Below are 11051 nucleotides of genomic sequence, written 5' to 3' on the forward strand. Positions count from 1 at the left end.
GGCTACGCCTTCCACTTCTCCCAGGACATGTTCCAGCCGTTGAGGCCGTTCTCCGGGGCGACCGTCGCGTCGTCGGAGTTCTTCACGACCACCACGTCGCCGATCAGCGAGTGGTTGAAGAACCAGGCGGCCGGCACCCCGCTGTCGTAACCGCCCTTGACGTCACGCAGGCCCACGCAGCCGTGGCTGGCGTTGTAGTTGCCGAAGGCGTCGCCGCCCCAGTAGTTGCCGTGGATGAAGGTGCCGGAGTCGGTGAGGCGGGCGGCGTGCGGGACGTCCTTGATGTCGTACTCGCCGCCGTAGCCGACGGTCTCGCCGTTCATCCGGGTCACCGCGAGCTTCTCGCTGATGACCATCTGGCCGTTCCAGGTGTCGTAACCGGGCTTGCCGGTGGTGACCTTGAGGGTCTTGATGGTTTTGCCGTCCTGGGTGATCTTCATCGTGTGCTTCTTGGCGTCCACGACGGAGACCTGGTTGCGGCCGATGGTGAAGGAGACGGTCTTGTTCTGCTTGCCGTAGACGCCGTCGCGGCCCTCGACCCCGTTCAGGTTGAGGTCGACGGTGACCTTGGTGCCTTCCTTCCAGTACTGCTCGGGACGGAAGTCCAGGCGGTCGTTGCCGAACCAGTGGCCCTCGACGTCGACGGCGGGCGAGGTCTTGACCGTGATGGCCTTCTCGACGTCCTCGGGGCTCGTGATGCCCCGGGTGAAGCGGATGGAGAACGGCATTCCGACGCCGACCGTCGAGCCGTCCTCGGGCGTGAAGGTGCCGATGAAGGTGTTCTTCGGGGTCAGGGTGGTGAAGCTGGAGTCCTCGGCCGCCGTACGGCCCTTGGAGTCCTTCGCGATCGCGTGCACCGAGTACTTGGTGCCGGAGGCGAGGTGGGTGGACGGCGTCCAGGAGGCGCCGTCGGCGGCTATCTTCCCCGCTATCGCGGTGCCCTTGGCGTCCTTGACCTGGACCTCGGTCAGCTTGCCCTTGCCGGCGCTGACCTTGAGGACACCGCTGGTGTCGACGGACTTGGCCCCGTCCTTCGGGGTGATGGAGACGACCGCCTCGGACTGCTTGGTCTCGGCGGCGGCCGAACCGCCCTGCTCCGCCTTGGCGTCACCGGATCCGGAACCGGAACCTCCCCCGCCGCAGGCGGTGACGGCCAGCAGCAGAGCGCCGAGTATCAGCGCGCGCACCCCCTTGGTACCGCGCCCCCGCGCGTCAACCGACGCCCCCGATATCGGTCGCACGTTCAAGTCTTTCTCCCCTCGAAGGGCCAGGTCAGGCCCGCTCCCCCGCGCCTTTCACGCACGCGTCGGCGAATATTAACCGCAGACTTTTGAGCATCGTGTAAGTCCAAGGTCACCATTTCGTCCCAACTTCAACGGAAAGTCGGGCCGAGCCCTCCCTGCCCCGGGTCACTTCACCGCGCTGCCCGCCTTCCACTCCCTCCAGCCCATGTTCCAGCCTCCGAGCCCGTTGTCGGGAGCGACCTTCTTGTCATTGCTGTGGACGACCTCGACGACGTCCCCGACGAGACTGCGGTCGAAGAACCAGCCCGCGGGCGTGTCCGAACTGCCGCCCTTCACGTCCCTGAGCCCCACGCAGCCGTGGCTGACATTGACCCTGCCGGGGGCGGTCGGCGCCCAGTAGTTGCCGTGCAGGAAGGTGCCGGAGTCGGTCAGCCGCAGGGCGTGCGGGACGTCCGGGATGTCGTACTCCCCACCGAAGCCGACCGTGCGGCTGTTCATGCGGGTCACTTCGAGCATCTCGGTGACGACCATCTTGCCGTTGTACGTGGTCGTCCTCGGGGCGCCGGCGGTGATCGGCACGGTGGCGAGCAGGGTGCCGTCCCGTCGGACCTGCATGGTGTGGGCGGCCGCGTCGACGAGGGAGACCTGGCTGCGGCCGACGGTGAAGGCGAAGGTCCGGTCCTGGAGGCCGTAGACGCCGGGGGCGCCTTCCACGTCCCGCAGCCGCAGGGCGACCGTCACCCGGGTGCCCGGCGTCCAGTACCGCTCGGGCCGGAAGTCGAGGCGGCCCCGGCCGAACCAGTGCGGGCGGATCTCGACGTGCGGCTTCGCGGTGACGCGCACGGCCCGTTCGACGGCGGCGCGGTCCTCGATCTCCCGGTTGAACTCCAGCGAGACGATCATCCCGGTGCCGACGGTGGAGCGGTTCTCCGGGCTGACGTACCCGACGAAGCGCTCCTCGGGGACGTAGGTGGTGAAGGTGGTGTGCCGGGCCGAGCGGCGGCCGTGGGCGTCGAGCGCGACGGCGTCGACGGTGTACTCGGCGGCCAGCGCGAGCCGTTCCTCGTCGGGTTCCCAGCGCAGTCCGTCCTCCGAGATGTGCCCGGGCACCGGGAAGTCCTGCGCGTCCTGGGACTTGACGACGGTGACCGACTCCAGGCGCCCGCCGGGCACCCGGACCCGCAGTTGCTCCCCGGGCGGCACGCCCTTGCTGCCGTCGTCGGGGGCGACCCGGATGACGTCCTCGGGCGCGGGAGGCTTCCCGAACCCACCGACACCCCCGATCCCGCCGTCCCCGCCGGCCGTGCAGCCGACGGCCCCGGCCAGCAGTCCTGCCCATGTCACCACGACGGCCAGAGCGGCCCCTGCGCGCCGAGCGCGCCCATGTCCATGCCTCACAAGGAGTTGAACGACGCGGCCCACCAGGGGGAAACGTGGCCTCCGGACCCTGCGGCCACGGGGACGCGCCCTCCCCGTGCCGCGCATCGCGCGGGGAGACGTGAATGCGAGGCGAGCGCTGGGCAGAACAGTGGGGAGAACGACGTGAGGGGGTGCCGCGGCCGGGACGCCGTGCGCCCTTTTCCACCTCGCTCCACGAGCCGTGGGAGGCCGACCGGTGTCCAGCGCAGCCGAGCAGGAGGCGGTGACGGAAGCCGCCGAGGAGCGCCCCGCCGCGCTGGTGAACGGGGCGCGGCGGGCGGTTCCGGCCGTACCGGTGTGGCCCGGTGCCCCGACGCCGCTGGGCGCCCGGTTCCGGGCCGGCCCGGACGGGGTCGCGGGGACCAACTTCGCCTTGTGGGCGGGCGGCGCCGAGGCCGTGGAACTCTGCCTGTTCGACGCGGACGGCAAGGAGACGCGGGCCCGGCTGACCGAGCTCACGCACGAGATCTGGCACGGCTTCGTCCCCGGTGTCATGCCCGGCCAGCGCTACGGCTTCCGGGTGCACGGCCGCTGGGACCCGTGGACCGGCGGCCGCTGGAACCCGGCGAAGCTGCTCCTGGACCCGTACGCCCGCGCGGTGGACGGCGACTTCAGCCTGCCGCCCGAGGTGTACGGCCATGTCCGCGACTGGCCCCAGCAGCAGGTCGCGGACACCGTGCGGGACGACCGCGACTCGGCGCCGTTCGTCCCGAAGGGCGTGGTCGTCCATGACGACGACGACTGGGCGGAGGACCGGCGGCCGAAGACGCCGTGGGCGGACTCGGTGATCTACGAGGTGCATGTACGGGGGTTCACGGCGCTGCACCCGGGCATCCCGGAGGAACTGCGGGGTACCTACGCCGGCCTGGCGCACCCGGCGGCGATCGAGCACCTGGTGAAGCTGGGTGTCACCGCCGTCGAGCTGCTCCCCGTCCACCAGTTCGCGCACGAGGACCATCTGCTGCGCCGCGGTCTGAAGAACTACTGGGGCTACAACTCCATCGGCTACTTCGCGCCCCACGCGGCCTACGCCGCCTCCGGGACACGCGGCCAGCAGGTCGGTGAGTTCAAGCGCATGGTGCGCGCGCTGCACGCCGCCGGGATCGAGGTCATCCTCGACGTGGTCTACAACCACACCGCGGAGGCGGGCGAGCTGGGCCCGACGCTGTCGCTCAAGGGCATCGACAACCGCGGCTACTACCGGTTGCAGTCCGACGCCCGGCGCTACGCGGACTACACGGGCTGCGGCAACACCCTGCACGTGGTCCAGCCGCACGTGCTGCGGCTCATCACCGACTCCCTGCGCTACTGGGTGACGGAGATGGGCGTGGACGGCTTCCGCTTCGACCTGGCGGCCGCGCTGGCCCGTTCCATGCACGACGTCGACATGCTGTCGCCGTTCCTCGCGGTCATCGCCCAGGACCCGGTGCTGCGGCGCGTCAAGCTGATCGCCGAGCCGTGGGACGTGGGTTCCGGCGGCTACCAGGTGGGCGCCTTCCCGCCCCTGTGGACGGAGTGGAACGACCGCTACCGCAACGCCGTACGGGACTTCTGGCGCGGCGCGCTCCCGGACGTGCGCGATCTCGGCTACCGCCTGTCCGGCTCCAGCGACCTGTACGCGTGGGGCGGCCGGCGCCCGTACGCCTCGGTCAACTTCATCACCGCGCACGACGGTTTCACCCTGCGGGACCTGGTGTCGTACGAGAGGAAGCACAACGAGGCCAACGGCGAGGGCAACCGGGACGGCACGGACGACAACCGGGCCTGGAACTGCGGGACGGAAGGGGAGACGGACGACGAGCGCGTACGGTCGCTCAGGCGACGGCAGCTGCGGAACCTGCTGACCACGCTGCTGCTGTCGACGGGCGTGCCGATGCTGGTCGCGGGCGACGAACTGGGCCGCACCCAGCGCGGCAACAACAACGCCTACTGCCAGGACAACGAGATCAGCTGGGTGGACTGGGGGCTCCTCGAAGACCCCGGCTGGAAGGCCCTGTTCGACCTCACTGCCCGGCTGATCGACCTGCGGCACCGGCATCCGGTGCTCAGGCGGCGGGCGTTCTTCTCGGGGCGGGCGCACTCGGCGGACGGACTGCGGGATCTGGCCTGGTTCACGTCCCGCGGCACGGAGATGACCGAACGGGACTGGTACGCGCCGGCCGCCTCGCTCGGCATGTACCTCTCGGGACGGGACATCCCCGGCCGTGACGAACGCGGAGCACCGATCGTCGACGACAGCTTCCTGGCCGTCCTGCACGCCGGGGACCGCCCGGCCGCGTTCCTGCTGCCGGGTCCGCCGTGGGCGGAGCGGTACGAGGTGGTCGTCGACACGTCGAGGGAGGAACAGGCCGAGGCGCCGGCGGTGGTGCACCGGGCGGGCGCGTCGGTCACGGTGCCGGCGCGGGCGGTGCTGCTGCTGCGGGTGGCCGGGTGAGCGGACGGCGCGCGCCGGGCCCGCTCAGCCGAGGATCCCGCGCCGGTAGGCCGTCGCGACCGCCGCCGCGCGGTCGTTGACGCCCAGCTTGGCGTACAGGTGGGTGAGATGGGTCTTCACGGTCGCCTCGCTGATGAACAGCTCGCGGGCGATCTCGCGGTTGGAGGTGCCCCTGGCGACCAGCGCGAGCACCTCGCGCTCCCGGGCGGAGAGGGGTTCGTTGCCGTGCGCCCCGGGGGTGCGGACCGCGGAGACCAGGCGGGAGGCGACGGCCGGCGACAGCACGGTACGGCCCTCGGCCGCGGCCCGCACGGCGGTGAACAGCTCGTCGCGCGGGGCGTCCTTGAGGAGGTACCCGGTCGCCCCCGCCTCGATGGCCGGCAGGGTGTCGGAGTCCGTGTCGTAGGTGGTCAGGACGAGGACCTTCGCGCGGGCCCGGGCGCGGGTCAGCTCGCGGATGGCGTCCACCCCTCCCCCGCCCGGCATCCTGAGGTCCATCAGGATGACGTCGGGGTCGAGCGCGGCGGCCCGCTCGACCGCCTCGACTCCGTTGGACGCCTCGCCGAGGACGGCGAAGTCGGGCGCGGACGCGACCATGCCGCGCAGACCGTCCCGTACGACGGGATGGTCGTCGACGATCAGCACCGAGATGTCAGCGGTCATGGCGGACCAACGGTACGCGAGCCGACAGCGCGGTGCCCTGGCCCGGTTCGGACTCGACGGTCAGGGCGCCCGCGACGCGTTCGGCGCGGGCCCGCATGCCGTCGAGGCCGAAGCCGCCGTCGCTGGTGCGGGCGGGGAGGGCGAGCGGGTCGAAGCCGACGCCGTCGTCGCGGATGTCGAGGATGACCTCGTCGCCCAGGAAGGTCAGGGTGACGCCGAGACGTCCGGCGCGGGCGTGCCGGGCGGCGTTGGAGAGGGCTTCCTGGGCGATGCGCAGGAGGGTGGCCGCGATCTCGTCGTGGAGCTGGTGGGCGGTGCCGGTGGCGGTGAACTCGGCCCGTACACCGGTGCGTTCGCCCCATTCGGTGACCGTCCGTTTCAGGGCCTCGGGGAGCGCCGCGTCGGCGAGAGCGGCCGGGGCGAGGTTGTGCACCGAGCGGCGCGCCTCGCCCAGGCTGTGGCGGGCGAGGTCCATGGCCCGCTGCACGTGCTCGCGGGCCTGGTTCTCGTCGGGCGTGTTCGCGACGACCTGGAGCTGGGCGATGATCCCGGTCAGGCCCTGGGCGAGGGTGTCGTGGATCTCGGCGGCGAGGCGCCGGCGCTCGTCGGCGACTCCCGCTTCCCGCGCCTGGACGAGGAGTTGGGCGTGAAGGGCGGCGTTCTCGTCGAGCGCCTGCTGGAGTGCCGCGTTGGTGCGCTCCTGTTCGGCGATGGTCTCGGCCTGGACGCGGGCGCGCTCCTGCTCCTGCAGCGCGAACCGGGTGAACACGCTGACCAGGCCCATGTTGAGGCCCAGGACGAGGAGGAAGCCGATCCACAGGAGCGTCCCGTGCGGCGGCATGCCGCCCACCTCGCTGCCGGCCATGGTGATCGCGGTCAGCAGCAGACCGGGCATCACCAGCCGGCGGGGCAGTTCCCGGGCGGCGGTGTAGTAGCCGGTCACCGCGTAGAAGGCGAAGAACGGGTTGAGCCAGGTGAGCACGAATCCGAGGGCCCAGCGCAGGAAGTAGAGGCACGCCCCGGTCCGGTTCGGGCCCGGCCGGCTCCGCCGCACCCTCCCCCACCACACCTGGAGCAGGGCACCCGCGACCACGAGGACGGCCGAGACGGCCGTCGCGGACCGGCCCATGCCGACCGGCCGGGCGGAGACGGCCGCCGCCACGGCACCGGCGGCCAGCAGCGCGTAGGGCCCCCAACTGTCGAAGGAGGCCCGGGGCTCCACCGGCGCGGTGTCCGTCATGACCCCAGTGTCCGGCACGGCCCGCTCACTCCCAGCGGAACCAGCGCGAGGCGGCGGCCGTGAGCAGCGCCGTCCAGGCGACGAGGACGCCCAGCCGGGTCCAGCCCGGCCAGTCCCCGGCCGCGGCCCGGTTCAGCGCCTCGGCGGCCGCGCCGAACGGCGTGTACCCGACGATCCGGGCGAGGACGTCCGGCATGGTCTGCACCGGCGCCCACACCCCGGCGCAGAACATCGCCGGGAAGAACACGGCGGACCCGATGGCCCCGGCGATCTTCGTGGTCCGGGACAGCGCGGAGACCACCGCGCCCAGCGCGAGGGCGGCGAGCACGGCGAGGACCAGGGCCAGCAGGTATCCGAGGGGCTGCTCGGGCAGTCGTACGGCGAAGGCGCACCGTCCGACGGCGAGGGCGAGCAGCGCGGGTCCCGTCAGCTCGAAGGGCACCGGACCGGCGAGATCCAGGACGACCGTGTCGGCCTTCTCGTGCGCGGCGGCCTGCAGCGCCTGGCGCAGGGGTACGGCCACGGGGCGGGCCTTCGGGTCCCAGCGGGCCAGCGAGTCGGTGGAGGTGAAGGCCGGCAGGGCGGTGCGGGATCCGGCCTTGAGGGTGGGGACGGCCATGTCGCTGGTCTTCTCGCGGCGCAGCCCGTTCTCGTCCTCCTCGACCTCGCCGAGCACGGCCACCACGGGGACGAGCAGCCGGGCGCCCTTGAGGGCCTCCAGGACGGGGCCGACGGCAGCGCCGTCCTCGGCCCAGGCCGCGAGCGCCGCGCTCAGCCGCGGATCGGCGGAGCCGTCGTCGTCGGAGAAGCCGGGGTCGGGAATGTTCTTGTTCGCCACGGTCACCGACCCTATCGGGGGCTTGCGGCTGCGGTTGTGCGGGCCCGGAAACCCGCCCGTGACCGCTTTCACGGGTTTCTCAGAATTCGCTGACACAGCTCTAACGTCCGTCTAACGGCCCGCACAGCGGGCAGCCCGACGATCGGCGCCATGGAGTCCTCCAGAGCCACCAGGCGCCGTTCCCGCAGGTCCCCTCGACGGCCCTTGCTGTACACCGCGCTCGCCGCCGTGGCCGTCGTCGGCGCCACGGCCGGCGGGACCGTGTACGTGAAGGCGCAGGCGCACACCGGGCCCGGCGTCGTATCGTCGGCAGCGACGCCGACGGTCTCGCCCTCCTCGGTGACCACGACCCAGGAGGCTGCCGTGGCGGAGTCGGTGGTGGATCTCGACGAGCGGCTCGCCGGCGCCCTGGGGGCGGTGGATCTGACGGGCGAGCAGAAGGTCTCGGCCGCGGTGCTCGACCTGGAGTCGGGTGACAGCGCGGTCTTCGGCGACAGCGCCTTCGACACGGCGAGCATCGTGAAGGTCGACATCCTGGCGGCGCTGCTGCTCCGGCACCAGGAGGCGGGCACGCGGCTGAGCGCGCGGGAGAAGGCGTACGCCACCACGATGATCGAGAACAGCGACAACGCCTCGGCGTCCGCGCTGTGGGACGCCATCGGGAGGGCCGCGGGGCTCGACGCCGCCAACAAGACGTTCGGACTGACCGGTACGACGGGTGGTGACGGGGCGCTGTGGGGGCTGACGCAGACCACGGCGGCCGACCAACTCACCCTGCTCCAGCAGGTGTTCGGGGAGGACTCGGAACTGAGCGAGTCCTCGCGCTCGTATCTCCAGGAGCTGATGGGACAGATCGAGGCCGATCAGGGGTGGGGGGTGTCCGCCGCTGCCGACGGGTCGGGCTGGGCGCTGAAGAACGGGTGGCTGCCGCGCAGCACGACCGGGCTGTGGGACGTCAACAGCATCGGGCGGGTCGCGGTGGACGGGCACGCGTATCTGGTGGCCGTGCTGTCGAACGGCAACTCCACGCAGGCGCAGGGCATTTCGCTGGTGGAGGCGGCGGCGAGGGCGGCGGTGTCGGTGTTCACGGGTGAGGCGTCCCCGGACGAGGACACGTCCGCGTCGGCGAACGCCGCGGGTGCGACCGCCCGTTGAGACCGCGGTTCCGCCTCAGAAGCCCTCGTAGGACCCGCGGGGGCCCCGGCGGCCGCGCCACAGGACCACCGCGGCGACCAGCAGGGCCACGCCCAGGCCACCCGCCAGCGGGGCCGCCCAACTGGCCGTGTCGTCCTGCGAGGTGGCGGTGTCGGGGCCCGAGCCGAAGTACTTCTCGCCGTAGGAGGCCGGCTCCAGGCCCTCCGGCTTGAGACGGTCCGCAGCCTTGAGCGCCGCGGCGGGGTCGACGAAGCCGAAACCGCGGGAGTCGTCGCGGCCGCCCGCGGGGGCGTTGCGGGCCGTGTCCTCCAGGAGGCGCTTGACCTGCGCGGGCGTCAGCTCCGGGTGGGCGGCCTTGATGAGGGCGGCCGCGCCCGAGACGAACGCGGAGGCGGCGCTGGTCCCCCACCCCTCGTAGTACTTGTGGTCGGGGTCGGCGATGACCACGTCGTCACCGGGGGCGGCGACCGTGGCGTACCAGCGGCGGGTGGAGAAGGAGGCGCGGGTGCCGAACTTGTCCACGGCGGTGGCGGCGATGACGCCCGGGTAGGCGGCCGGGTAGGAGATGTGGTCGCCCTTCTCGCCGCCGTTGCCCGCCGAGGCGACGACGACGGCCCCCTTGTCGAGCGCGTACTGGACGGCGTCGTCCTCGCCGGCCTCGGGGTGCGCGGAGGCGGAGTCGTCGCCGAGGGAGAGGTTGATGACGTCGGCGCCGTGGTCGGCGGCCCAGCGGATGCCCTCCGCGAGGGCGTTGCCGCGGGTGTTGCGGGCCTTGGTGCGGGCCGGGTCGCCGTCCTCCAGGATCACGCGGACGGGCAGGATCCTGGCCTCGGGGGCGATGCCCATGACCCCGTCGCCGTTGCCGAAGCCGTGTCCGTGACCGGCGATGATGCCGGCCATCGCGGTGCCGTGCCGGGCCCAGGAGCGGTCGCCGCGGGTGGCACCGAAGCCGATCATGTCCTTGCCGGTGAGGACGTTGCCGACGAGGTCGGGGTGGTCGTTCTCGACGCCGGTGTCCAGGACGGCGACGGTGACGCCGGCGCCCTTGGTGGTCTGCCAGGCCTGCTGGGTGTGCATGGCGTCCAGGGCCCACTGCTTGGCGCGGATGCCGTCGGCGTGGGCGGCGGTGGGCGGGACCAGGGCCACGGAGGCGGCCAGGAGGACGCTCAGGAGACCTGCCCGGCGGGTGGTGACGCTCATGAGGGCTGCTCCGGGGGCGAGGTGACGGTCTTGCGCAGGGCGCGTTCGACACGGTCGGCCAGGCCCTGGGCCTCGTTGCCGAGGCCGGCCTGGGCGGCGGGGGTGGTGTCGCCGGACTCCATGGCTTTCTCGGCGGGCTCCGGGGTGTCGACGGTACGGCCGTCCGCCCAGCCGGAGACGGCGTAGGCGACCACGGGGGCGTCGGTGAGCACGGAGATCGTCCAGGAGGCCCGCTGCCGGGCGCCGAAGTCCGCAGCGAGGGTGTTCTTCGCGGCGTACGGCAGGGGCATCAGGTCGGTGCGGGTGGCGAGGCCCTCCCGGGTGAAGCGGGTGTCGAGCTCGCGCATGGCGGTGACGTCGGCGTCGGTGAAGAGGAGGCCGACGGTGGTGACGTAGCTCTGGGTGGCGTCCGTGTAGGTGGCGCGCAGGAGCCGTTCGCAGCCGACGGGGGCGAGGGTCTTGCGCAGCAGCGGGTCGAAGGCGTTCTGGCAGCCGCTGTCCGGGGCGACCGCGATCCGGGTCCAGGTGCGGTCGGCGCCGCCGGGTCCGGCGCCCCGGCCGTCGACGGTCGGCGGGAACAGCTGGTCGACGGGCACGCTGTGCCACAGCTCGCCGGCCTGGGTGAAGGTGTCGCCGCCGTCCTCGTCCCCGGAGCCTCCGATCAGCCAACTTCCGGTCACCGCACCGCCGATGAGCCCGAGTCCGAGCACGACGCAGGCGGCCACGGCGGCGATGCGGGGAGGGATCCGCACGGACCACGACCGCTCCGTGTAACCGACCTCGGGCTCTCCGAACGACACAACAGGTCGCCCGTTGCCGGGAGTTGCGGCAGGCGGGGGCGGGGCGGCGCTCCAGGAG

Annotated in this window: 9 protein-coding genes; 2 read left to right on the forward strand and 7 right to left on the reverse strand. The window is 72.4% G+C overall.

The features are described from left to right. Positions 1-2 precede the first annotated feature (2 nt). Entirely contained in the window at positions 3-1187 is a 1185-nt protein-coding gene (locus EHS43_RS25290) for an Ig-like domain-containing protein (protein ID WP_125193060.1), read from the reverse strand. Between the two features lie 222 nt (positions 1188-1409). Beyond that, positions 1410-2642: an Ig-like domain-containing protein gene (locus EHS43_RS25295; RefSeq protein WP_125193061.1), complete on the reverse strand. Its 1233-nt coding sequence runs from the start codon at positions 2640-2642 to the stop codon at positions 1410-1412. A gap of 217 nt (positions 2643-2859) precedes the next feature. Between EHS43_RS25295 and glgX the strand changes: the two genes are divergently transcribed. Then, positions 2860-5097 (forward strand): glycogen debranching protein GlgX, encoded by a 2238-nt coding sequence (gene glgX / locus EHS43_RS25300; RefSeq protein WP_125193062.1) that lies wholly within the window; start codon positions 2860-2862, stop codon positions 5095-5097. A 24-nt stretch (positions 5098-5121) separates the two neighbouring features. Here the strand turns inward: glgX and EHS43_RS25305 are convergent, their stop codons facing one another. The 3 genes from EHS43_RS25305 to EHS43_RS48050 are packed head-to-tail and all read right to left on the reverse strand — an operon-like array spanning position 5122 to position 7838. After that, positions 5122-5760, reverse strand: a complete 639-nt coding sequence (locus EHS43_RS25305) for a response regulator transcription factor (protein WP_125193063.1) — start codon at positions 5758-5760, stop codon at positions 5122-5124. Beyond that, positions 5750-7000, reverse strand: coding sequence for a sensor histidine kinase (locus EHS43_RS25310; protein ID WP_125193064.1), 1251 nt, complete (start codon positions 6998-7000; stop codon positions 5750-5752). Before EHS43_RS25310 ends, EHS43_RS25305 begins: the two co-directional genes overlap by 11 nt. Before the next feature lie 25 nt (positions 7001-7025). Next, positions 7026-7838, reverse strand: a complete 813-nt coding sequence (locus tag EHS43_RS48050) for an SseB family protein (RefSeq protein WP_260470702.1) — start codon at positions 7836-7838, stop codon at positions 7026-7028. Between the two features lie 150 nt (positions 7839-7988). Between EHS43_RS48050 and EHS43_RS25320 the strand changes: the two genes are divergently transcribed. Then, on the forward strand, positions 7989-8993 hold the full coding sequence (locus EHS43_RS25320; protein WP_125193065.1) for a serine hydrolase: 1005 nt from the start codon (positions 7989-7991) through the stop codon (positions 8991-8993). Positions 8994-9008: 15 nt separating this feature from the next. Here the strand turns inward: EHS43_RS25320 and mycP are convergent, their stop codons facing one another. Both mycP and EHS43_RS25330 read right to left on the reverse strand, forming a co-directional pair. Next, positions 9009-10193: a type VII secretion-associated serine protease mycosin gene (gene mycP, locus EHS43_RS25325; protein ID WP_125193066.1), complete on the reverse strand. Its 1185-nt coding sequence runs from the start codon at positions 10191-10193 to the stop codon at positions 9009-9011. After that, on the reverse strand, positions 10190-11051 hold an 862-nt coding region (locus EHS43_RS25330), incomplete at its 5' end, for a hypothetical protein (RefSeq protein WP_312023437.1). The genes EHS43_RS25330 and mycP, both read right to left, overlap by 4 nt.

Origin of the sequence: Streptomyces sp. RP5T, from assembly GCF_003933965.1 — a bacterium.
Taxonomy (GTDB): Bacteria; Actinomycetota; Actinomycetes; order Streptomycetales; family Streptomycetaceae; genus Streptomyces.